Source organism: Rhodococcus jostii RHA1 (assembly GCF_000014565.1).
In the GTDB taxonomy this organism is placed as follows: domain Bacteria; phylum Actinomycetota; class Actinomycetes; order Mycobacteriales; family Mycobacteriaceae; genus Rhodococcus_F; species Rhodococcus_F jostii_A.
In genome coordinates, this window is record NC_008268.1 from 6,905,675 (window position 1) to 6,927,199 (window position 21,525).

The 21,525-nt window shown below is 68.5% G+C and carries 26 protein-coding genes, 1 tRNA gene and 1 other RNA gene; 19 read left to right on the top strand and 9 right to left on the bottom strand.

Annotated elements, in window-relative coordinates:
* The first annotated feature begins 60 nt into the window (after positions 1-60).
* The 12 genes from ftsX to RHA1_RS49570 all read left to right on the top strand — a co-directional run bounded on the left by ftsX (position 61) and on the right by RHA1_RS49570 (position 8,459).
* Complete coding sequence (ftsX, locus tag RHA1_RS31335) at positions 61-966, top strand: permease-like cell division protein FtsX (protein WP_009479608.1); 906 nt, start codon at positions 61-63, stop codon at positions 964-966.
* A 75-nt stretch (positions 967-1,041) separates the two neighbouring features.
* Positions 1,042-1,515, top strand: coding sequence for an SsrA-binding protein SmpB (smpB, locus tag RHA1_RS31340; protein WP_009479609.1), 474 nt, complete (start codon positions 1,042-1,044; stop codon positions 1,513-1,515).
* A complete protein-coding gene (locus RHA1_RS31345) occupies positions 1,512-2,378 on the top strand; it encodes an EamA family transporter (protein ID WP_491731734.1) in 867 nt (288 codons plus the stop codon). The genes smpB and RHA1_RS31345 overlap by 4 nt, the downstream gene beginning before the upstream one ends.
* A 95-nt stretch (positions 2,379-2,473) precedes the next feature.
* Positions 2,474-2,845: a transfer-messenger RNA gene (gene ssrA / locus RHA1_RS45355) on the top strand.
* An 87-nt stretch (positions 2,846-2,932) separates the two neighbouring features.
* The gene (locus RHA1_RS31350) at positions 2,933-3,307 is read left to right on the top strand and encodes a fluoride efflux transporter FluC (RefSeq protein WP_011598316.1); all 375 of its coding nucleotides are present in this window, start codon (positions 2,933-2,935) and stop codon (positions 3,305-3,307) included.
* Positions 3,304-3,648 (top strand): fluoride efflux transporter CrcB, encoded by a 345-nt coding sequence (gene crcB / locus RHA1_RS31355; protein WP_011598317.1) that lies wholly within the window; start codon positions 3,304-3,306, stop codon positions 3,646-3,648. Before RHA1_RS31350 ends, crcB begins: the two co-directional genes overlap by 4 nt.
* A 74-nt stretch (positions 3,649-3,722) precedes the next feature.
* Positions 3,723-5,354, top strand: coding sequence for a phosphoglucomutase (alpha-D-glucose-1,6-bisphosphate-dependent) (gene pgm, locus RHA1_RS31360; protein ID WP_009479611.1), 1,632 nt, complete (start codon positions 3,723-3,725; stop codon positions 5,352-5,354).
* A 59-nt stretch (positions 5,355-5,413) separates the two neighbouring features.
* Positions 5,414-6,640 (top strand): MFS transporter, encoded by a 1,227-nt coding sequence (locus tag RHA1_RS31365; RefSeq protein ID WP_050787432.1) that lies wholly within the window; start codon positions 5,414-5,416, stop codon positions 6,638-6,640.
* 26 nt (positions 6,641-6,666) lie between these two features.
* Positions 6,667-7,155, top strand: coding sequence for a MauE/DoxX family redox-associated membrane protein (locus RHA1_RS31370; protein WP_011598320.1), 489 nt, complete (start codon positions 6,667-6,669; stop codon positions 7,153-7,155).
* Between the two features lie 41 nt (positions 7,156-7,196).
* On the top strand, positions 7,197-7,928 hold the full coding sequence (locus tag RHA1_RS31375; RefSeq protein ID WP_011598321.1) for a DsbA family protein: 732 nt from the start codon (positions 7,197-7,199) through the stop codon (positions 7,926-7,928).
* Between the two features lie 162 nt (positions 7,929-8,090).
* Positions 8,091-8,163, top strand: a tRNA-Ala gene (locus RHA1_RS31380).
* Positions 8,164-8,249: 86 nt separating this feature from the next.
* On the top strand, positions 8,250-8,459 hold the full coding sequence (locus RHA1_RS49570) for a hypothetical protein (RefSeq protein ID WP_011598322.1): 210 nt from the start codon (positions 8,250-8,252) through the stop codon (positions 8,457-8,459).
* A 279-nt stretch (positions 8,460-8,738) separates the two neighbouring features.
* Here RHA1_RS49570 and RHA1_RS31390 read toward each other — a convergent pair whose 3' ends face one another.
* Positions 8,739-9,140 carry a PAS domain S-box protein gene (locus RHA1_RS31390; RefSeq protein ID WP_011598323.1) on the bottom strand — a complete coding sequence of 134 codons (402 nt, stop codon included), beginning with the start codon at positions 9,138-9,140 and terminating at the stop codon, positions 8,739-8,741.
* A gap of 127 nt (positions 9,141-9,267) precedes the next feature.
* On the opposite strand from RHA1_RS31390, the gene RHA1_RS31395 reads away from it, so the two are divergent.
* The gene (locus RHA1_RS31395) at positions 9,268-9,753 is read left to right on the top strand and encodes an acyltransferase (protein ID WP_011598324.1); all 486 of its coding nucleotides are present in this window, start codon (positions 9,268-9,270) and stop codon (positions 9,751-9,753) included.
* Here RHA1_RS31395 and RHA1_RS31400 read toward each other — a convergent pair.
* The gene (locus tag RHA1_RS31400) at positions 9,693-10,217 is read right to left on the bottom strand and encodes a MarR family winged helix-turn-helix transcriptional regulator (protein WP_011598325.1); all 525 of its coding nucleotides are present in this window, start codon (positions 10,215-10,217) and stop codon (positions 9,693-9,695) included. The genes RHA1_RS31395 and RHA1_RS31400 overlap by 61 nt on opposite strands.
* Before the next feature lie 63 nt (positions 10,218-10,280).
* Between RHA1_RS31400 and RHA1_RS31405 the strand changes: the two genes are divergently transcribed.
* From RHA1_RS31405 to bluB, 3 genes are read left to right on the top strand one after another with little or no spacing between them, the layout of a single operon-like run.
* Positions 10,281-11,129 carry an alpha/beta fold hydrolase gene (locus RHA1_RS31405; protein WP_011598326.1) on the top strand — a complete coding sequence of 283 codons (849 nt, stop codon included), beginning with the start codon at positions 10,281-10,283 and terminating at the stop codon, positions 11,127-11,129.
* 45 nt (positions 11,130-11,174) lie between these two features.
* Positions 11,175-12,212 carry a CobW family GTP-binding protein gene (locus RHA1_RS31410; protein ID WP_011598327.1) on the top strand — a complete coding sequence of 346 codons (1,038 nt, stop codon included), beginning with the start codon at positions 11,175-11,177 and terminating at the stop codon, positions 12,210-12,212.
* Entirely contained in the window at positions 12,209-12,868 is a 660-nt protein-coding gene (gene bluB, locus RHA1_RS31415) for a 5,6-dimethylbenzimidazole synthase (RefSeq protein WP_011598328.1), read from the top strand. The genes RHA1_RS31410 and bluB overlap by 4 nt, the downstream gene beginning before the upstream one ends.
* Here the strand turns inward: bluB and RHA1_RS31420 are convergent.
* The 4 genes from RHA1_RS31420 to RHA1_RS31435 all read right to left on the bottom strand — a co-directional run bounded on the left by RHA1_RS31420 (position 12,865) and on the right by RHA1_RS31435 (position 17,103).
* On the bottom strand, positions 12,865-14,289 hold the full coding sequence (locus RHA1_RS31420) for a DEAD/DEAH box helicase (protein ID WP_193384942.1): 1,425 nt from the start codon (positions 14,287-14,289) through the stop codon (positions 12,865-12,867). The genes bluB and RHA1_RS31420 overlap by 4 nt on opposite strands.
* A 252-nt stretch (positions 14,290-14,541) precedes the next feature.
* The gene (locus tag RHA1_RS31425; protein ID WP_011598330.1) at positions 14,542-14,955 is read right to left on the bottom strand and encodes a molybdenum cofactor biosynthesis protein MoaE; all 414 of its coding nucleotides are present in this window, start codon (positions 14,953-14,955) and stop codon (positions 14,542-14,544) included.
* Entirely contained in the window at positions 14,948-15,922 is a 975-nt protein-coding gene (moaCB, locus tag RHA1_RS31430; protein WP_011598331.1) for a bifunctional molybdenum cofactor biosynthesis protein MoaC/MoaB, read from the bottom strand. The genes RHA1_RS31425 and moaCB overlap by 8 nt, the downstream gene beginning before the upstream one ends.
* Complete coding sequence (locus RHA1_RS31435; protein WP_011598332.1) at positions 15,919-17,103, bottom strand: molybdopterin molybdotransferase MoeA; 1,185 nt, start codon at positions 17,101-17,103, stop codon at positions 15,919-15,921. The genes moaCB and RHA1_RS31435 overlap by 4 nt, the downstream gene beginning before the upstream one ends.
* A gap of 121 nt (positions 17,104-17,224) precedes the next feature.
* Between RHA1_RS31435 and moaA the strand changes: the two genes are divergently transcribed.
* Positions 17,225-18,280 carry a GTP 3',8-cyclase MoaA gene (gene moaA, locus RHA1_RS31440; RefSeq protein WP_011598333.1) on the top strand — a complete coding sequence of 352 codons (1,056 nt, stop codon included), beginning with the start codon at positions 17,225-17,227 and terminating at the stop codon, positions 18,278-18,280.
* Positions 18,273-18,530 (top strand): MoaD/ThiS family protein, encoded by a 258-nt coding sequence (locus RHA1_RS31445; protein ID WP_009479627.1) that lies wholly within the window; start codon positions 18,273-18,275, stop codon positions 18,528-18,530. The genes moaA and RHA1_RS31445 overlap by 8 nt, the downstream gene beginning before the upstream one ends.
* Here the strand turns inward: RHA1_RS31445 and RHA1_RS31450 are convergent.
* Positions 18,527-19,312, bottom strand: coding sequence for an SDR family oxidoreductase (locus tag RHA1_RS31450; protein WP_011598335.1), 786 nt, complete (start codon positions 19,310-19,312; stop codon positions 18,527-18,529). The genes RHA1_RS31445 and RHA1_RS31450 overlap by 4 nt on opposite strands.
* 4 nt (positions 19,313-19,316) lie before the next feature.
* On the bottom strand, positions 19,317-20,156 hold the full coding sequence (nadE, locus tag RHA1_RS31455) for an NAD(+) synthase (protein ID WP_009479629.1): 840 nt from the start codon (positions 20,154-20,156) through the stop codon (positions 19,317-19,319).
* A 50-nt stretch (positions 20,157-20,206) separates the two neighbouring features.
* Here nadE and RHA1_RS31460 point away from each other — a divergent pair, with 50 nt between their 5' ends.
* Positions 20,207-20,758, top strand: coding sequence for a nucleosidase (locus RHA1_RS31460; protein WP_011598336.1), 552 nt, complete (start codon positions 20,207-20,209; stop codon positions 20,756-20,758).
* Here the strand turns inward: RHA1_RS31460 and RHA1_RS31465 are convergent.
* Positions 20,755-21,525: an META domain-containing protein gene (locus RHA1_RS31465; RefSeq protein ID WP_011598337.1), complete on the bottom strand. Its 771-nt coding sequence runs from the start codon at positions 21,523-21,525 to the stop codon at positions 20,755-20,757. The two genes, RHA1_RS31460 and RHA1_RS31465, sit on opposite strands and share 4 nt — an antisense overlap.

Genomic DNA, 21,525 nt, shown 5'->3' on the forward strand with positions numbered 1-21,525 from the left:
TCCCTGCACTCCAGCTTCAGTACTGTCCCCAAGCCTCCTACGAAGGACTCTGATTCCCCGATGCGTGCCAGTTTCATTTTCAGTGAGGTCCTGACCGGACTCCGTCGCAACGTCACCATGACCATCGCGATGATCCTCACCACCGCGATCTCGCTCGGCCTGTTCGGCAGCGGGTTGCTGGTGGTGCAGATGGCCGGCAAGACTCAGCAGATCTTCCTGGACCGCGTCGAGGTGCAGATCTTCCTCACCGACGACATCTCCACGTCGGACCCGGGCTGCGAGGGGGAGATCTGCAAGACGCTGCGCACGGAACTGGACGAGACCCCGTCGGTGGTGTCGGTGGAGTACCTCAACCGGGACGACGCCGTGAAGGACGCGACGGAGCGGGTGTTCAAGGATCAGCCCGAGCTCGCCGCGCTCGTCAGCCCCGACAGCTTCCCGGCCTCGTTCAAGGTCAAGCTCAGCGACCCCGAGCGGTTCGGCGTGATCAACGAGAAGTTCGGCACCCGCCCGGGAGTCGAGAGCGTCCTCAACCAGCGCGAGCTGGTGGAGCGGCTCTTCAGCGTCCTCAACGGTGTCCGCAACGCCGCGTTCGCGATCGCGATCGTCCAGGCCGTGGCGGCAATCCTGCTGATCGCGAACATGGTTCAGATCGCCGCGTTCACCCGGCGCACCGAGGTCGGCATCATGAGGCTGGTCGGTGCCACCCGCTGGTACACGCAGTTGCCGTTCCTGCTCGAGGCGGTGGTCGCCGCGCTGGTGGGTGCCGTCCTCGCCATCGTCGGCCTGTTCACCGCGAAGAACATGTTCATCGACGACGTGCTCGCCGACGTGTACGAGGCCAACATCGTGGCCCGGATCTCCAACAGCGACGTGCTGTTCGTCTCACCGGTGCTGGTGCTCGTGGGCGTCGGAATGGCGGCCGTCACCGCGTACGTGACCCTGCGCTTGTACGTCCGCGAATAATTCGGTTTGCCTCTTCTCCTATGCTGGAGGTACGAACTGTTCACCTCGGACATCGCGGACTGAAAGGCCCGGAACGTGAAGGAAAAGGGCCGCAAGGTCATTGCGACCAATCGCAAGGCGCGTCACAACTACACCATCCTCGACGTCTACGAGGCGGGAATCGCCCTCGTCGGTACCGAGGTGAAGAGTCTGCGCGAGGGCAAGGCGTCGCTGGTCGACGCGTTCGCCACCGTCGACGACGGTGAGGTCTGGCTGCGCTCCCTGCACATTCCCGAATACACGCAGGGCACGTGGACCAACCACGCGCCGCGCCGAACCCGGAAGTTGCTGCTGCACAAGCAGGAGATCGAGCATCTCGTCGGCAAGACGCGGGAGGGAAACCAGACCCTCGTTCCCCTGTCGATGTACTTCTCCGACGGCAAGGTCAAGGTGGAGCTCGCGCTCGCGAAGGGTAAGCAAGACTACGACAAGCGCCAGGATCTGGCCAGGCGAACCGCCGAGCGTGAGGTGACCCGCGAACTCGGCCGCCGAGTCAAGGGCATGCGCTGACATCGATCCTGCTCGCGCTCGTGGCCGCGATCGGTTACGGCGTGAGCGATTTCATCGGGGGAGTCGCGTCCCGCCGGGTGGCGGCGCTTCGCGTCGTCATCGTGTCGTACCCGCTGTCGCTGCTGATCGTGCTCGCGATCGCCCCGTTCGCCGGGGGCACCCTCACCTCGTCCTCCCTCGTCTGGGGTGCTCTCGCGGGAGCGGCCGGTGGCGTGGCGGTCTGGTGGTTCTACCTCGCACTGGCGTCGGGACCGATGTCGGTGGTGTCGCCGTTGACGGCCGTGCTGGTCGCGGGGATTCCGGTGCTGATCGGGCTCGCATTCGGTGAGCGGCCCGGGCCCATCGCGTACGTCGGGATCGTCGTGGCCCTCGTCGCCGTGGTCCTCGTCAGCCGGGAATCTCCCGACGAGACCGCGGGGGAGGTGGCCGGAGGCAGGGTGCTGCGCTTCACCCGGACCGTGGCGCTGCTGACCGTCGGATCCGGCATCGCGTTCGCGCTCTCCTTCGTGTCCTTGCACCAGATCGGTGACGACGGCGGGATGTGGGCGCTCGCCGTGTCCCGTGCCGCGGCGACCGCGGTGGTGTGGCTCGTCGCGTTGTCGGCCGGCCACTTCGTGCTCCCGCACGGCGAACCCCTCAAGCTCGCCGTGTACGTGAGTTTCCTCGACGTCCTCGCCAATGCGGCCATGATGTATGCGTTCCAGGGCGGGCTGCTGTCGCTCGTCAGCGTGATCGGATCGCTGTACCCCGCCGCCACCGTGCTGCTGGCGATGGTGATGCTCGGTGAACGGGTGAGCAGAATGCAGCAGGCGGGGATGCTCCTCGCCCTCGCGGCCGTCGGAATGATCGCTGTGGCCAGCTGAAATACGGCCGTCGACACTCGGGAGGAAAACCGGGATGAAACCGGACCGGGTTCGCGTTACACTAGGTGGCCCCGCGAGACTCGTGGGGCACGTACGGGGCTGAACGGTTTCGACTGCGTACGTTGAGGTAGGGGAAGCGTGTCGGTGCAGGCAAGAGACCACCGTAAGCGTCGCTGCAAACATATAAGCGCCGATTCCAATCAGCGCGACTACGCACTCGCTGCCTAAGTAGCGACTGCGTGTCTGTCAGTCCGGGTTCGCCCTCGGCCCGGGTACTGGCATCAGCTAGAGGGCTTTACCGTTCGACTCGGTCGCGGAGTCGAATGGGACAACCAACAGCGACTGGGATCGTCATCCTGGCTTGTTTGCGAGACTGGGAGATCCAAGTAGAGACATAGCAAACTGCACACGGAGAAGCCCTAGCTTTGCTGCGGAGGACCCGGGTTCAATTCCCGGCAGCTCCACCAGATCCGGGCCGGACACCACCAGGTGTCCGGCCCGGACTTTTTCGTGCCCGGCGGAGTTCGAACACCCCGCCCCGCCGCCGTGACACGATGTGTGCCGTGTCCCTGACGAAACCGGTGGCCGTGGTCGCCCTGGGTGGTGCGCTCGGTGCGTCCGCGAGATTTCTGCTGGCCGAGCTGTGGCCGGGCATCTGGACCGTCCTTCTGATCAACGTGGTCGGGTCACTGCTGCTCGGCTACCTCGCCGAGACGGTCGGGCCTGACCGGTTGTCGCGACTGTTCCTGGGCGTCGGCGTCCTCGGCGGTTTCACCACGTTCTCGACGTTCGCCGTCGACGCGGTGCGGGAGGACGCCGTCACCGCGACGCTCTACGTGGTGGCCACCCTGATACCTGCCCTGCTCGCGGCGCGGCTGGGGATGCTCGCCGGTCACCGGCATCGGCTGGCCCGGAAGGCGGTGGCATGACCGTCCTGCTCGTGGCCCTCGGCGGCGCGCTCGGTGCGACGACGCGATACCTCACCGGCCGGTACGTCGACTCGTATCGCAGCTTTCCGGTGGCCACCTTCCTCGTGAACGTCGCCGGGTGCCTGATCCTCGGACTGCTGTCGGGGGCATCGCTGTCCGAGCAGACGTTCGCCTTGCTGGGCACGGGCTTCTGCGGCGGACTGACCACGTACTCGACGTTCGCGGTGGAATCGGTGGGACTGCTGCGGATCCGGCGGGCGCTCCCGTCCGTCGTCTACGTGGTCGCGAGTGTGGCGGCCGGACTGGCCGCCGCCTGGCTGGGATTCCGATTGACGTCTTGAGGGCAGACTCCGGTGCGAGGGTGCAGGATGGGTGGGTAGTCGAGTTCGATCCCGATGAATTTCCAGGAGGTCTCGTGGCGCACGACAGAGCGGGTCAGGTGGCACTGCCGGAGGATCTCGTAGACATCGCGCACCTGGTGACCGCGTACTACAGCGGCGTGCCCGACCCCGAGAATCCCTTGCAGCAGGTGGTGTTCGGGACATCGGGGCACCGGGGGTCGAGCCTCGACAACGCCTTCAACGAGGCACACATCCTGGCCACAACCCAGGCCATCGTCGAGTACCGGGCGTCCCAGGGCATCGACGGACCGCTGTTCGTTGGGCGCGACACCCACGCCCTGTCGGAGCCGGCGTGGACGTCGGCTCTCGAGGTGCTGGCCGCGAACGACGTGACGGTGCTGATCGATTCGCGGGACCGGTACACCCCGACCCCCGCGGTCAGTCACGCGATTCTCCGCTACAACCGCAGCGGCCCGGAGTCGCAGGCCGACGGCATCGTCGTGACGCCGTCACACAACCCGCCCCGCGACGGCGGCTTCAAGTACAACCCGCCGCACGGTGGCCCCGCCGGCTCCGAGGCGACGACGATCATCGCCGACCGTGCCAACGAGTTACTCCGCCGGGACCTCTCGGGTGTGCGGAGAGTGTCCGCGGACCGGGCGATCCAGCGGGCCGAGCGGTACGACTTCCTCCGCTTCTACATCGACGACCTGCCGAGCGTCCTCGATCTCGAGGCCATCCGGAGCGCCGGAGTCCGGATCGGCGCCGACCCGCTGGGCGGAGCGAGCGTCGACTACTGGGGTGCGATCGCCGACACCCATCGGCTCGATCTCGAGGTCGTCAATCCGCTCGTCGATGCCACGTGGCGGTTCATGACCCTCGACACCGACGGCAAGATCCGCATGGACTGCTCGTCGCCCGACGCCATGGCCTCGCTGATCGGAGCCAAGGACCGGTTCGACATCTCCACCGGAAACGATGCCGACGCGGACCGGCACGGGATCGTCACTCCCGATGGGGGACTGATGAATCCCAACCACTACCTCGCGGTGGCCATCGACTACCTGTTCTCGCACCGCACGGGGTGGGGTTCGACGGTGAAGGTGGGCAAGACGCTCGTCAGTTCGTCGATGATCGACCGGGTGGTCGGAAGCCTCGGCCGCGAACTGCTGGAGGTGCCGGTGGGATTCAAGTGGTTCGTCCCCGGACTTCTCGAGGGCTCGCTCGGCTTCGGTGGCGAGGAGAGTGCGGGTGCGTCGTTCCTGCGCCACGACGGCGGGGTGTGGACCACCGACAAGGACGGGATCATCCTGGCCCTGCTCGCCTCGGAGATGACGGCGGTGACCGGCAAGACACCCTCGGTGCGGTACCGGGAACTCGCAGAGCAGTTCGGCAGCCCCGCCTACGCGCGCATCGATGCCCCCGCCACCCGGGAGCAGAAGGCGGTGCTGGCCAAGCTGTCGCCCGAACAGGTGTCGGCCACCGAACTGGCGGGGGAGCCGATCACCGCGACGCTGACGAGTGCCCCGGGTAACGGGGCCGCCCTCGGTGGGCTGAAGGTCACCACCGAGTCGGCGTGGTTCGCGGCGCGGCCGTCGGGCACCGAGGACGTGTACAAGATCTACGCCGAATCGTTCAAAGGCCCGGACCATCTCGCGCAGGTGCAGGCGGCGGCCAAGGAGCTGGTGGCCGACGTCCTGAAGTAGACGTTCGGCCGGGGTAGGTGCTGCCGCCGAAGGTGGGGCACATACCATCGGATTCAACTATGAACACTCGCGCAGCCGGGCTGCCCGCCGGGCGCAGCCCGCGGCTCCCCTCGGAAATCTGGGTGCTGGTCTCGGCCAGCTTCGTCATCGCACTCGGATTCGGGATCGTCGCACCCGCCCTCCCGCAGTTCGCCCGCAGCTTCGACGTGAGCGTGACGGCGGCCACCGTCGTGATCTCGTCCTTCGCGTTCATGCGCCTGGTCTTCGCCCCGGTCAGCGGCCGGCTCGTGCAGAAACTGGGGGAGCGGCCGGTCTACATCACCGGACTCCTGATCGTCGCCGCCTCGACCGTCGCCTGCGCGGTCGCGGGGGACTACTGGCAATTGCTCGTCTTCCGCGCACTCGGGGGCATCGGCTCGACGATGTTCACGGTGTCGGCGATGGGCCTGGTGATCCGCATCGCACCGGTGGACAGCCGCGGTCGAGTGTCGGGGCTGTACGCGACGAGCTTCCTGATGGGATCGATCTCCGGACCCCTCGTCGGCGGGCTGCTCGTCGGATTCGGGCTCCGGGTTCCGTTCGTCATCTACGCGATCGCCCTCGTCATCGCGGCCGCGGTCGTCTTCGTCAGCCTGCGGGGTTCGCACCTGACGGCGCCCGACGCCACCGCCGCCGGAGCCGCCATGACGCTGCGGGAGGCCCTCGGGCAACCCGTCTATCGCGCCGCGCTCGGCTCCAATTTCGCGTTCGGTGGGGTGATCTTCGGCGTGCGGGTGGCGATGGTCCCGCTGTTCGTCGTCGAGGCGCTGCACCGCGACGCCGCCCTCGCCGGCATCGCCCTCACCGTCTTCGCCGTCGGCAACGCGCTCGTCCTCATCGTGTCCGGGCGGTTGTCCGACGTCTACGGCCGGAAGCTGTTCGTCCTGCTCGGACTGCTGGTGTGCGGCGCCAGCACCGTCGGGATGGGCCTCAGCGAGAACCTGCTCGTGTTCCTGGTGCTGTCCGGCATCGCAGGCGTCGGTTCCGGAGTGATGAGTCCCGCGCAGCAAGCCGCGGTCGCCGACGTCGTGGGCGCGAAGTCCCGCGGCGGTCCCGTGCTGGCCACCTTCCAGATGGTCGCCGACGTCGGCGGAGTCCTCGGACCGGTCGGGGCGGGTCTGCTCGCCCAGCACCTGTCGTACGCGGTCGCATTCGGCGTGACCGGCGGGGTCATGCTCCTCGCCGCAGTGGGCTGGCTGCTCGTGCCGAACAAGCCGGCGCCCAAGGTGTCGGTCGAGGCGGTCTGACCGGCGTCTTCGGTACGCTCGTTCGGGTGTGGATCAAGGTCGTCTCCCTTCTCGCCCGGCTGTCTCTCGCCGCCGTCTGGCTGGTCTCCGGCGCACTCAAAGTCGCCGACCCCGCCCAGACGATCATCGCGGTCCGCGCCTACCAACTGCTTCCCGAGGACCTCGTCCGGCCGGTCGCGAACACGCTGCCGTTCTTCGAGATCGCCCTCGGGCTGTTTCTGCTGATCGGGCTCGCCGTCCGCGCCACGGCCGCGGTGTCCGCCGCGCTCCTGCTCGTGCTCATCGCCGTGATCGTCTCGGTGTGGGCCCGCGGACTGTCCATCGACTGCGGATGCTTCGGCGGCGGCGGTGCGGCCGACGTGAACGGCTGGGACTACGCCAAGGAAATCCTTCGGGATGTGGGCTTCCTCGCACTGGCTGTGTGGCTGATCGTCTTCCCCCGCAGCCCGTCCGCGCTGGGGCTCGGCTCCCGCACCACTTTCTCAGTGGCCCCTCAGCAGACGGTGGCAGAGTAAGCATTCGGTAAATCGATCCGACGTCGAAGGACTGCATCCACGTGAGCTCGAAGAACAAGTACAACCCGCAGCCGGAATCCAGCCGGTCCACCTACATTCTCGGTGGGCTCGCCGTACTGGTCATCGCCGTACTGGTCATCGGTGGTGTGATCTGGCAGAGCAACCGCAGCAAGCCGCGTAACGACGGTTACGGCGGGGTCCAGAACTCCGAGGTCCAGGTGGCGCTGCAGGATGACGGCGTCGTGCGTCTCGGCCGCCCCGACGCGGCCACCACGGTCGATCTGTTCGAAGATCCCATGTGCCCGTACTGCGCCGAACTCGAGAACAAGAACGGCCAGGAACTCGCGCAGGCCGTCGACGACGGCAAGGTGGCGGTCCGCTATCACGTCCTGAACTTCCTCGACCAGCTCTCGGCCAGCGGTGACTACTCCACCCGCGCCGTCGCGGCGTCCGAGTGCGTCGCAGAAACCGGTGACGCCGTGGCGTATTCGGCGTTCCACGCGGCGCTGTTCTCGCCGTCGAACCAGCCGAAGGAGAACGGCAGCTCCGATCACACCAACGAGGAGCTCGCGCAGATCGCCGGCGACGCCGGAGCGTCCGACGAGGCCGTCCAGTGCATCACCACCGGTGCGAAGGTCGAGCAGGCCCGTGCGCACGCCGAGGCGGGCCGTCAGGCCCTCGCCGCGAGCGGCGCTACCGGCACCCCTGCCGTGGTCAAGGACGGCACCGTGATCGATGCACTCTCCAACGAGAACTGGGTGTCGCAGCTGTAGGCGGCTCCGCCGCCCGTGCGCGGTTGACGAGTGTCTGGACTCCTTAACCACGCACGGGCGCGAAGCGCCTCTGACCAGGCGATTTGTTGGCCCGGTCGGCAATGGTGTAACTTTCTTCGAGCACGGAGGAAGTCATTCCGAGTGCAGAGAACAACCGAATACGGGGCTATGGCGCAGCTGGTAGCGCACCACACTGGCAGTGTGGGGGTCAGGGGTTCGAGTCCCCTTAGCTCCACTTTCGAGAGAAGCCTCTCATCCGCAGACCATGCGGGTGGGAGGCTTTCCTCGTTCATCCCCTTGTCCCGGTGGGACACTGGCGTCATGACATTCACTGTGACGCATCGATCATTCGACCAATTGGCGGAGTTCGCCGTCACCGACTTCGGCGACGACGACAGCTACAGCATCCACGAGTCCGGGGCGCTCGTCATCGTCCGTGCCGCCCGGGAGCTGATCTACGCCCCCGGGAGCTGGTTCCTGGTGGAGCGGGAGGACGGGCAGGAGGACGGGTCGCCCGGCAACTACATGTGACCGCCCACCGCAGCGACGGCGGTCCGGGTAGAGCTCGCACATATGTTCGATCGCGAGGTAGGTTGGGCGTGTGGCCGCCAGAACCGAAACCGCGCCGGGGCGCTGTCCGAACGGGCACGCGCTGGCCGCCAACACGTGCCTGGTGGGGTGGGAGGTGTGTGGGTGCGCGACGTCGAACAACGGTGGGCACCGCACCCATTTCTGCCGGCGCTGCGGCGCGACCGTCCGGACTCCGCCGTGTAGTGGCACGGCGTCCGGCGACGGTCGGTGAGCGGGCGGTTATCGGATCGGTTGCCTCGCGGCCGTGGGGTTGCCCCAGATCGTGTCGGATTCGTCCTGGAGCACGAGGGCGACCAACCTCTCGGCACCTGCGGTGAACGTGGACGCCGCGACGCGCACCCAGATCCAGTGGCCTTCCCGGTGGCGGATGCGCAGATGTGCTGTCGCGCTGGTGCTTTCCGTGCCCAGAACCCGGGCGAGCATGGTGCCCCACAGCTCGGCGTCGTCGGGGTGGAACAGTTGCTCGTGTTCGAGGTCTGCGAATTCGGCGGTGTCGTAGCCGATCAGGGCCGCGCAGGCGGGGTTGCTGAACACGAGGTTTCGTTCCCGGTCGTGAACGCTGATCGCGTGGGGGATGGACTCCATCAGTGCAGCGAATCCGTCGCTATCCAGTTGTCTCACTGTCCCCCCTCGGGCATCTTCGTTGGCGCCCACATCGTACGCCGCGCCTCGGATCTTCGGGCGGTGTCGCAGTTAACGACGAGCAACTTCCGGTATCGAACCGGCACCGTGGCGATAGGGTGACGGGATGCGGTTCGTCACCATCGTCCAGGCCTCCGCGTTCGTCCCCGTGTGGCTTCGCGTTCTCCTGCTGATGGCGGCGGGCGCGAAAGTGTGGGGAGCCGGTATCTATTCCGGCTGCTATTTCGGCAGCAGGGACGTCACGATGGGGCTGGGGACGTTCGTCAACCGCGGAGTGCTGTTCGACGGCACCGCGCCCATCACGCTCGGCAGGCAGGTTGCTGTCGGGCACCGCGCGCAGTTCATCACGAGTACTCACGAGATCGGTCCGAGCGACGGCCGGGGCGGGCGGGTGGTCGACCGTCCGATCGTGGTCGGCGACGGGTGCTGGATCGGCGCGGGCGCGATCATCCTTCCCGGAGTGACGGTGGGGGACGGATGTGTCATCGGGGCGGGCACGGTGGTCACCCGCGACTGCGAGTCGAACGGGCTCTACGCGGGGTCGCCCGCGCGTCGTGTCCGCGACCTCGACTCCGCGCCGTCCGTGCGCTGAGCGCCGGCCTGGCGTTCGACGGTGACCGCACGGTTCACGCCGTCGAGAAACCGTGAAATGGTGGCCCTTTCGGGGGCGTCGAAGTCGTCGAGGACGGAGGCCGTCCGGTCGATGAGCGGCCCGAAGAACGTCCGACCGAGGTCGACGGCGCGGGGTGTGACCGCGAGCAACGACCTGCGGCGGTCGTCGGCGTCCCGGTCGCGCCGGATCAGGTCTGCCTTCTCCATGCGGTCGAGCAGGGCGGTGACCGAGGCGGAGTTGATGCCGAGCTGACTTCCGAGCCATCCGGGTGTGGCGACGAGTCCCGCCCGGTCGGCGTCGAGGATGCAGATCAGGGCGCGCAGATCGGTGGTGTGCAGTCCGTGCAGTTGCGCGAATTCGGCGCCGAGCAGATTCAGCTCGACTGCCAGTGCGCGCAGCCGGTGCACGGTCTGCGCGCCTTCGTCCGGGTCCACGCTCTGCAATCTACTGCGACTTTTCCTTCGTTTGTCTAGTATCTCGATTGTCGAGATAACCGAGGAGGGCTGATGAAGGCAGTCGACGACTTCTTCGCTGCCTACGACGCGCTGCTGGACGAGTGGCCGGTGGACGTCACCCCCGTCGACGTCCCGACGCGGTTCGGGTCCACCCGGGTGAACGCGTGCGGACCCGAGTCGGGGGCGTCGCTTCTGCTGCTGCCCGGGGGCGGGGCGACGTCGACCGTGTGGATCGGGAACGTCGCGGCGCTCGCCCGCAGTCACCGGGTGTTCGCGGTGGACGTCATGGGCGATGTGGGGCGCAGTGTGAACGACGGTGTACCGCTGCGCACGGCCCTGAACCTGTTCGAGTGGCTGGACGCGGTGCTCGACCACGTCGGGGTGAACGCGTCCGCGGTGGTCGGTCATTCGTACGGCGCCATGATCGCCCTCGCCTACGCGCTGCACGATTCCCGTCGCGTCGACAGCCTGGTGCTGCTCGACCCGACGTCCTGCTTTGCGGGCATGAGCCCGAGGTATCTGCTCCGTGCGGTGCCGGCGCTGATCAGGCCGACGGAGAAGCGGCAGCGGAGTCTGATCGGCTGGGAGACCGCGGGCACCGGAGTCGACCCGCGGTGGCTGGCCGTGAGCGCGCTCGGGGCGGCCGCTTTCGGCCGCACTGCGCTCATGGTGCCGCCGCGCCCGAAGGCCGAGGCGCTGGCGAGGCTGACCGCGCACACTGCCGTGGTGCTTGCCGGGGGCAGTCGGGCGCACGATCCGGGCAGGGTGGCGGCGAACGTCCGCCGGTTGCTCCCGTCGGCCACGGTCACGACGATTCCCGGCGCCACACATCACGCGCTGCCGATGACGCCCGCTGCCGACGTCGACGCGGCGATCCTCTCCGCGGGGGCGGGACGCTAGGATGGGCGCCCGGTAGATCGTCGAGGTCCCACGGAGGTCGCAGCGTTGGCGAAGAAGCGGATTCCCGTCGTCATCGTCGCCGGATTCCTCGGTTCGGGAAAGACGACACTGCTCAACCACGTGCTGCGCAACAACCGCGGGGTCCGGGTCGGCGTCATCGTCAACGACTTCGGCGCCGTGAACATCGATTCGATGCTGGTGGCCGGTCAGGTCGATTCCATGGTGTCGCTGAGCAACGGCTGCATGTGCTGCGCCGTGGACGTCAGCGACATGGACGAGATGCTGGACCGCCTCGCCCATCCCACGTCGCAGATCGACGTCATCATCGTCGAGGCGAGCGGACTTGCCGAGCCGCGCAACATGATTCGGCTCGTTCTCGGCAGCACCAACCCGCACGTCGTGTACGGCGGCCTCGTCGTGATGGTCGACGGTGAGCAGTTCGAGGACATGTCGGCGCAGCACCCGGACCTCGGCAAGCACGTCACGCTCGCCGACCTCGTGATTCTGAACAAGACGGACCGCATCGACGACGGCCGACGCGCCGCCGTGCAGGCGATGGTCCGCGACTACAACGACCGCGCGCCCGTCCTGACCACCGCACACGGCAGGATCGAGCCCACCCTGCTGTTCGACCGTGAACCCGGGCGTGAACCGGCGGCGGGGGAGCAGCTCACCCTCGACCAGCTCCTGCTCGACCAGCACGATCACTGCGAAGACCACGATCACCTGCACTCGTCCTACGAGGCAGTCGATTTCGCCTCCGACGACCCGATCGATCCGCGTCGGCTCGTCGAGTTCCTCGAGAAGCGACCGGTCGGGATCTACCGGATCAAGGGATTCGTGCACTTCGCGGTGCCAGGACAGTCGCGGAAGTTCGAAGTGCAGACGGTCGGCCCGCACATCAGATTCACGTCGACGCGCTGGGAACCCGGCGAGGAGCGGGCGACCCAGCTGGTGCTCATCGGCGCCGATATCGAGGCCGAGCACGTGCGGACCCGGCTCGCGGACTGCGTCGTGGCGGAGGGAGACGAGGCGGACCCCGGCGCGATGCTGGGCGTGCACCGCTATACCGTGACCGCGTGACCGAGTCTGTGTGTAGTCCTGAAACGAATCCCGAGCCCGCGCTGTCCGTGTACGACGCGATCCGTCGTCGCCGCGACGTGCGGGCCGAGTTCACCGGGGAGCCGATCGCGGCCGCCGTGCTCGACCGCATCCTGGGTGCGGCGCACTGCGCCCCCAGCGTGGGCAACACGCAGCCGTGGGATTTCGTCGTCGTGCGCGACACCGCGACGCTGACCACGTTCGCCGATCATGTGGCCGGCGCCCGGCGGCGTTTCGCGGACTCGCTGCCCGAGGACCGGAAGAAGAAGTTCGATCCCATCAAGATCGAGGGGATCTGCGAGAGCGGTATGGGAGTCGTCGTCACCTACGACCGGAGCCGAGGGGGCGAACACATCCTCGGCAGGCACACGGTCGACGACACCGGTCTGTTCTCCGCGGTGCTCGCGATCCAGAACCTGTGGCTCGCCGCGGCAGCCGAGAACGTCGGCGTCGGCTGGGTGTCGTTCTACGACGAGCCGTATCTCACCGAACTGCTGGGCATCCCCGACCCGGTGCGCCCCATCGCCTGGCTGTGCGTGGGGAAGGTTGCCGAGTTCCAGCAGGTGCCGGACCTCGAGCGCTTCGGGTGGCGGGGGCGCCGGCCACTGGCCGACGCCGTCCACCTCGAAAAGTTCTAGCCCTGACGGCGGCGTGAGCCGGCCGCGGACGCCGTGCGGGTTCCACCGCCCGTGGACGACGCGGCGCGCGGGCGTCCGGCACCGCCGGAGCGGGAGCGACGTGCCCCGCCGCCCTGGCCGTGTGCGCGACCGTCCTGACCGCCGCGTCCACCCTGGGCGCCGCCCGGTCGCTGATTGCGTCCGCCGCCGTTCGACGCCGGCGCCGCCGCCTTGGGGGCGGGGGTGACGTGCGGTGCGATGGCGCCGACCAGGTCGAGCACGTGCGCGGAATCCGCGGTGCTGCGGAGGGGGGTCACCTTGATCGCGGCCTTGCGCATCAGGACCGCGAGGTCCTTGCGCTGCTCGGGCAGCACGACCGTCACGACGTCGCCGGCGCTGCCCGCGCGTGCGGTGCGACCGGAACGGTGCAGGTATGCCTTGTGCTCGGCGGGCGGATCGACGTGGACGACCAACTGCACGTCGTCGACGTGGACGCCGCGCGCTGCGACGTCGGTGGCCACCAGCACGCGTGCCTCACCGGCGGAGAACGACGCGAGGTTGCGGTCACGGGCCGCCTGCGACAGGTTGCCGTGCAGGTCGACCGAGGGGATTCCCGCCTCGGTGAGCTGACGGGCCAGCTTGCGGGCCTGGTGCTTGGTGCGCATGAACAGGATCCGGCGTCCGGTTCCGGACGCCAGCCGCTCGACCAGCTTCCGCTTGGCTTCGACGCCGTCCACGTCGAACACGTGGTGCGTCATGGCGGCGACGGGCGAGTTCGCCTCGTCGACCGAGTGCAGGACCTCGTTCTTCAGGAACCGCTTCACCAGCTTGTCGACGCCGTTGTCCAGCGTGGCGGAGAACAGCAGCCGCTGCCCGTGCTGGGGGGTCGCGGTGAGGATGCGGGTGACGACGGGCAGAAAGCCGAGGTCGGCCATGTGATCGGCCTCGTCGAGCACGGTGATCTCGACGGCGTCGAGGCTCACGAACTTCTGCTTCATCAGGTCTTCGAGCCGTCCGGGGCACGCGACGACGATGTCGACGCCGGCCTTGAGAGCGCTCACCTGACGGTTCTGGGAGACACCACCGAAGATGGTGGTGACCCGCAGGTCGTAGGCGGCGGCGAGGGGCTCGAGGGCTGCGGTGATCTGCGTGGCGAGCTCACGGGTGGGGGCCAGGATCAGGCCCACCGGGCGGCCCGGGCGGCGCTTTCCGCCGGACAGTTCGCCCGCGAGGCGGGACACCATCGGAATGGAGAAGGCGAGCGTCTTACCGCTGCCCGTCTTGCCCCGGCCGAGCACGTCGCGGCCCGACAGCGTGTCGGGGAGGGTGTCGACCTGGATCGGGAACGGGGAGGTGATCCCCTTGTCGGCGAGTGCTTTCACCAGTGGTTCGCGGACGCCGAGCGCAGCGAACGTCGTGTCGGGAGTATGTGTATCAGACAAGTGGTCAGGCCTTTCGGGCACAGGGTTGTGCCCGGAGGGCCGATACGGAAGGTCTCCGTCGGAGCTCGAGCACAGGTTGGCGGCGTTGCCGGTCGGCAAGCTTCTTCGCCGTAAGAAGAGCGGATGCGGTGGTGCACATCCAACAGGATTCGGGTGACCGAACTGAATGCGTTCTACGACGCTCGATGACCGTCGTGGTCACCTAGTGATCGCCACTCTACCCGGTGACAGCCGACCGGTCCGACCAAGGACTCACAAACCGACCCATTCCGAGGCCCCGTCGGCGAACTTCTGCCGCTTCCAGATGGGTACCTCGTGCTTGATCCGTTCGACCAGTTCGGCGCACGCGGCGAACGCCTGGGCGCGGTGTGGTGCGGCGACCGCGGCGACCACCGCGAGGTCGCCGACGGTGAGGGACCCGACCCGGTGGACGGCGGCCACGGGCAGTCCGGTCGACGCCGCGACCTCCTCGCAGACGGTACGGAGGAAGCGCTCGGCGTCCGGGTGCGACTGGTACTCGAGGGCCGAAACGGATTGTCCGCCATCGTGGTTGCGGACGACGCCGGTAAACACCACCACGGCGCCATGCTCGGGCCCGGCCACGACGGCGTCGACGACGGCGGGATCGAGGGGCTGATCCGAGATCTGGGCGAGGATGTCACTCATCGTGCGCACCTCCGCCTGCGACCTGAGCGAGAAGGTGGTCGACGATGGGGTCGAGGACGGACAATCCGTCCTTGACGCCACCCGGTGAGCCGGGCAGATTCACCACGACTGTGCCGTTCGCCACACCGGCGAGTCCGCGGCTCAGCGAGGCGTGCGGCGTCACCTCCGTCCCGCGGTTCCGGATGGCGTCGGCCACACCGGGGAGTTCTCGGTCGAGCACCGCACGGGTGGCCTCCGGGGTGGCATCCGTGGGGGAGACGCCGGTACCGCCGGTACTGATGATCAGCGCCGGATTGCCGGACAGTGCGTCGGCGAGGCCGACGGCGATGTCGGCGTCCGCATAGACCAGCGGGCCCCGGGTGGTGAAGCCGCGGTCCTCGAGCCACGCGGCGATCACCGGGCCGGTCGTGTCTACCCGTGTGCCCTTGGCGCCGCCGGTCGAGGCGACCAGTACGGCCGCGGACCGCGGTGTCACCGTGGGGGTTTCGGGACTCTGCTGCTCACGCGTCCAGTGTCCGCGTTTGCCGCCGTCCTTGGTGAGCAATCGGACACCGTCCAGTGTCGCGGCGGGGTCGACGGCTTTCACCATGTCGTGCAACGTCAACCCGGCTACCGCCACGGCGGTGAGGGCCTCCATCTCGACGCCCGTCGGGCCCTTCGTCTTCGCGGTGGCCTCGATCGTGATGGCGTCGCCCGTGAACCCGAACTCCAGTTTCACCGACGACAGCGCGAGCTGATGGCACAGCGGAATCAGCTCGGACGTCTTCTTCGCCCCCGCGATCCCGGCGATCCTGGCCGTCGCGAGAACGTCCGCCTTGGGCAGATCGTCGGCGCGGACCAGTTCGATCACCGCGGGTGTGGTGACCAATTGCCCGGCGGCCACCGCAATTCGGGTCGTGTCCGCTTTCGCGCTCACATCGACCATGCGGGCGCGGCCCTCACTGTCGAGGTGCGTCAGGTCGCTCATAGGGGGATCACCTTCACGAGTTGTCCGGCGTCGAGCGCGGTGACGTCGGCGGGAACGTCGAGGAGGACGTCCGCCCATGCCATCGCGGCGACGAGATGGGAACCGGGGCCGGACACGAGTTCGACTCCGGCGTCGGTGCGGCGTGCGCGGAGGAATTGCCGCTTGCCGGGAATGGAGGTGACGGCCGCGGCAAGCGGCAGCTCCTCGGGTTCGGTCGGGGGGAGCCCCGCCGCGCGCCGGATCTCGGGACGCGCGAACACCTCGAACGAGACGAGGGTGCTCACCGGGTTCCCGGGAAAGTTGAGGACGGGCGTTCCGTCCACGACGGCGGTGCCCTGCGGGCCGCCCGGTTGCATCGCGACGTGACCGAACTGTGCGCCGAGCGGCGAGAGCGTCTCCTTGACCACCTCGAAGTCGCCCATCGACACCCCGCCGGAGGTGAGGACCAGATCGGCGGTGGTGGTCGCCTCCGCGAGCAGGGTCCGGAACTCGGCCGGGTCGTCGCCGCTGCGGGTGATCGAAACGACCTCGGCGCCGTTGGCCCTGGCGCTCGACGCGAGGGCGATTCCGTTGGAGTCGTAGATCTCTCCGGGGTGCAGTGTGGTCCCCGCGTCCACCAGTTCCGCGCCCGTGGTGATCACGGCGATGCGGGGACGCGGACGCACCGGGACACGCTGCAGGCCGACGGCGGCGAGGACGGCGATGTGCCGGGCGGCGAGAACACTGCCGGCGGGCAGCAGGAGCGTGCCCTCCCGGACGTCGCTACCGCGCTCGCGCACGAATTCGCCCGCGGTGCGCGAGCGTTCGATGCGAACCTGTCCGTCCGTGGTCTGCGTGTCCTCCACCGGGACGACGGCGTCGGCGCCGTCGGGGATCGGCGCACCGGTCATGATCCGGTATGCGGTCCCGGGTGTGTGGGCGGTGGCGCCGGCCGGTCCCGCGGCGATCACGCCCAGCACCGGCAGCACGGCCGGGACCGACGCGACGGACGCGGCGTCGACCGCGTATCCGTCCATCTGCGAATTCCGGAACAACGGCAGGTCGACGGGGGAGTGGACGTCGGCGGCGAGGGCGCGCCCGAGCGCCTCGCCGAGCGGAATCTCCTCGGCCGGGCGCTCATGGAGCGTCGCGAGGAGTTCGGCGACGTGCTGGGCGTGCTGCTCCACAGAGCGTGCGGTCACGATGTTCCTCCGGCCATGGTCACCAATCCTAGGCATCCCACCAACCGGCGACGAGGGCACCGCGCCGGACAACGGTCACCCCCTCGCGGCATACTGGACAGATGCAGGGAAAGGCAACTCGATGACGGCGGTGGCGATGGGTATCCCGACCGTCCGGTCGTCGGTCTCGCTCGCAGGCAGGCCCGACGTCGACCAGCTGGTCGACCGGTTCGGCCGGGTCGCGCGTGACCTGCGGGTGTCCATCACCGAGAAGTGTTCGCTGCGCTGCACGTACTGCATGCCCGAGGAGGGCCTGCCCGCCATTCCGGCGGAGAACCTCCTCACCGCGAACGAGATCGTCCGGCTCGTCGACATCGCCGTCCACCGGCTCGGTGTGCGCGAGGTGCGGTTCACCGGGGGCGAGCCGCTGATGCGGGTGGATCTCGAGCAGATGATCGCCGGGTGCGCCGAGCGTGCACCGGGGATCCCGCTCGCGATGACCACCAACGCGGTCGGTCTCGAGCACCGCGCGGCCGGGCTCGCCCGAGCTGGACTGACGCGGGTCAACGTCTCCCTCGATTCGGTCGATCGTGAGCACTTCGCGAGACTGACGCGGCGCGACCGGCTGCCGTCGGTGATCGCCGGTATCCGCGCCGCCGCCCGGGCGGGACTGGCGCCGCTGAAGATCAATGCGGTGCTCATGCCCGAAACGCTCAGTGGAGCCGCCGATCTCCTGGAATGGTGCCTGAGCGAGGGCGTCGCGCTGCGGTTCATCGAGGAGATGCCGCTCGACGCCGATCACGAGTGGGCACGCGAGAACATGGTTGCCGCCGATCGGTTACTGGCCGTCCTCGGCGAACGATTCACCCTCACCGAACACGGGAGAGAAGATCCGTCGGCGCCCGCCGAGGAGTGGCTCGTCGACGGCGGACCGGCCACGGTCGGGATCATCGCGTCCGTCACCCGCTCGTTCTGCTCGGACTGCGACCGCACCCGTCTCACGGCCGAGGGAACGGTACGGTCGTGCCTGTTCAGCGACCAGGAGATCGACCTGCGGGCGGCCCTGCGGTCGGGGGCGGGCGACGAGGAATTGGCGCAGTTGTGGCGCGGCGCGATGTGGAACAAGTGGGCAGGCCACGGAATCAACGCGGACGGCTTCGCCCCGCCGCAACGCAGCATGGGAGCTATCGGTGGTTGACGTGACAGGCATTTCCGTTCGGTACTTCGCGGCCGCCGCCGACGCGGCGGGCTGCACCAAGGAAACTCTCGACCTCCCCGCCGGCGCCGACCTCGGCCAGGTGAAGGAACATCTCCTGGCCAAGTACGGCCCCGACATGCAGCAGGTGCTGTCGGTCTCCGCTTTCCTGGTGGACTCCGAGCTGACGCGCGACCTGACCCGCAGCGCCGGCACGCAGGTGGACGTCCTGCCGCCGTTCGCAGGCGGCTAGCGGGCCGCGTTCACGGAGTCGGCCAGCCACCGGTCGAACGTGATCGTTCCGAACCGATTGTCGGGCACCAGGTTCGACCCGTCCCGAAAGAACTGACCCATCGCGCCCGGAAGGGGCACGGTCACGACGAATCCGTGCGTCCCGGTGGCCTTCTTCCATGCCGCCGTCAGATCGCGTGCGGTGCGAACCTCCGGTCCACCGATCGTGATCGTCCCCTCCGGCGCCGGTTCGGCGGCCAGGGCGGCGTCGACCAGCGCGGTCGCGACATCCCTGGTGTCGATGGTCTGGAAGCTCGTCTTGGAGAACGCGGGGATCAACCCGGCCCGGCTCGCCGGCCTCGCGATCATGGGAATGAAGTCGTGGAACTGGGTCGCCCGCACGATCGACGTCGCCACCGCGGCGCTCTCGTAGACCCGTTCCTGCTTCCGCTTCGCCTGGTAATAGGGGAATGCGCTGCGGTCGACGTTGACGATGGAGAGCAGCACGGCGCGTCCGACCCCCGCGCCGTCCGCGGTGGCGAGGAGGTTCTCGGCGCCCTTCTCCAGCACGGCCCGGGTGCCGCGGGTCTTGCCGTCGGTGGTGTCCACCACGACGTCGACACCGTCGAGTGCCTCCGCGAGGCCGTCACCGGTGACGAGATCACCATGGAAATGGGCGATCTCGCTGCCCGGCGCACCGCCGTGCCGGGTCAGAACACGGACGGAGTGACCGCGCGCGAGGAACTCCTTGACCACCTGCCTGCCTACAGTGCCGGTACCGCCCGCGACGAGCGCCTGGACCATCGGGTCACCGCCACCACGTGTCGAGCGGGGTCACCGGGACCGCCCGCTTGTGGCGGGTATTCAGGAACATCGTCTCCAGCTTCTGCGCGACGGCGTCCGGCACGTCCTTGCCTTCGAGGTAGTCGTCGATCTGGGCGTACGTGACTCCCAGCGCTTCCTCGTCGGGGAGGGCGGGCCGATCGTCCTCGAGGTCGGCGGTGGGGACCTTCTTCCACGTGCTCTCGGGTGCGCCGAGTTCTCGCAGGAGCGCGGCGCCCTGACGCTTGGACAACCCGGTCAGCGGGGTGACGTCCACGCCGCCGTCGCCGAACTTGGTGAAGAAGCCGGTGATCGCCTCGGCGGCATGGTCGGTGCCGACGACGAGATACCCGAGCTGTCCGGCGATCGAGTACTGGATCACCATGCGTTCGCGGGCCTTGATGTTTCCGCGGACGAAGTCGCGGAGTTCGCCGCCGTCGCCGATGATGTGGCGCAGCGCCTCGGACGACTCCTTCGCGGTGGCGTCCGCACCGGGCTTCACGTTGACGACCACCGACCGGTCGGGCTTGATGAAGTCGAGGGAGATCTGCGCGTCGGACTCGTCTGCCTGGGTGCCGTAGGGCAGCCGCACGGCGACGAACTCGGCGTCGTGGCCCTCGTCGCGCAGTTCGCTCGCCGCGAGCTGGGCGAGGCGTCCGGTGAGGGTGCTGTCCTGACCGCCGCTGATGCCCAGGACGAATCCCTTGGCCGGGGTCGACAGCAGGTAGTCCTTCAGGAATTGAACACGTTTGCGGATCTCGTCGGCCGCATCGATGGTGGGCCGGGCACCGAGTTCCTCGAGGATCTGCGCACGTAGATTAGCCATGACAGAACTCTAGCGAGTGCCCCTGACGAACGCAGGGTACGGTTCCGCGCATGAGTAGATCGGACGTTCTGGTGGTCAGCGCGACCAAGGCGGAGGCCGTGCACGTCCCGTCCGAGTTCGAGGTCTTGATCACCGGGATCGGCAAGGTGAGCGCCGCCGTGGCCGTGGCGTCCGCACTCGCCGACTATCCGCGAACGGACAAGCCGCTCGTCGTCAACATCGGCACCGCCGGTGCGTTGCACGAGCATCACAGCGGCCTGTTCACGCCATCCACCGTCCTCAACCACGACATCAGTGGCGACGCCATCCGGGCACTCGGGCACGACGTGGCCGATCTCCTCGCCCTGCCGGACGGCGACGGTTCGGTGCTCGCGACCGGCGATCTGTTCGTGTCCGACGCCGGCGTGCGCGACGTGCTCGCCCGCAGAGCCGACCTCGTCGACATGGAGGGTTTCGCCGTCGCCTATGCCAGCGCTCGCGGCGGCGCCCGGTGCCGGCTGGTCAAGCACGTCAGCGACACGGCCGACGACTCGGCACTGGACTGGCCCGCCCGGATCGATTCGAGCGCCCGGGAACTCGGTCGCTGGCTGGCGGATCTCTAGCTCGCCCGCAGTGTCAGTCCGATCCCGTCGCTGTTGACCAGTCGCAGCGAGTCCGAATGGACGCTGTAGCCCGTCTCCCCGGTCAACGCGGCGAGTACGGCACGCTCGACCTCGGACACGTCCGGGGGGCATGCCATCCGGGTGGTGGCCCAGGGCCCGAACGAGATCGAACTCCGCTGCACGTCCGCGGTTCCGGTCATGCGGTTGCAGCCGGTGAAGCCGGACGCCGAACCGTCGCCGGCGATCAGCAACTGGGGTGCCGTCCTCTCCAGCGCCGCCGTCGTCGTGACCGCGTCCGGACTGATCAGGGCGGTGACCGTCCAGGTGGTCCCGACGACGGGCCGATTCGGCCGGACGACCTTCTCGTCCGTCAGCGTCACCGAACCGGTGGGCGTGGTGAGGGTGAGTGTGTCGCCGCCGAGCGTCCAGTTCGGCTGCGCGTCCAGCAGTGCCGCCACCCAGGCGTCCGCGCCGGCGGCCTCGCCCGGACAGGCCATCAACGTCATCGCGAGCGGACCCGCCACGACCTTCCCGCCGGACAGGTCGACGTCGGCGCTGCCCTGATTGCATCCGGCCTCGACGGAGAGGCGTCCGGTGTCGGTGAAGCCGAGCACGAGCGGCCCACCGCCGGGAATGGGATCGCCCTCGACGGAGGTGGACACGAAGGTGCGGCCCGCCGGATCCGGCGGCCCAGGCTGCGCGTCGCCGCCGCAGGCGGTGAGCGAGGCGAACGTCAGGAGGCCGAGAACGGTGGCGGTGGTGCGCAT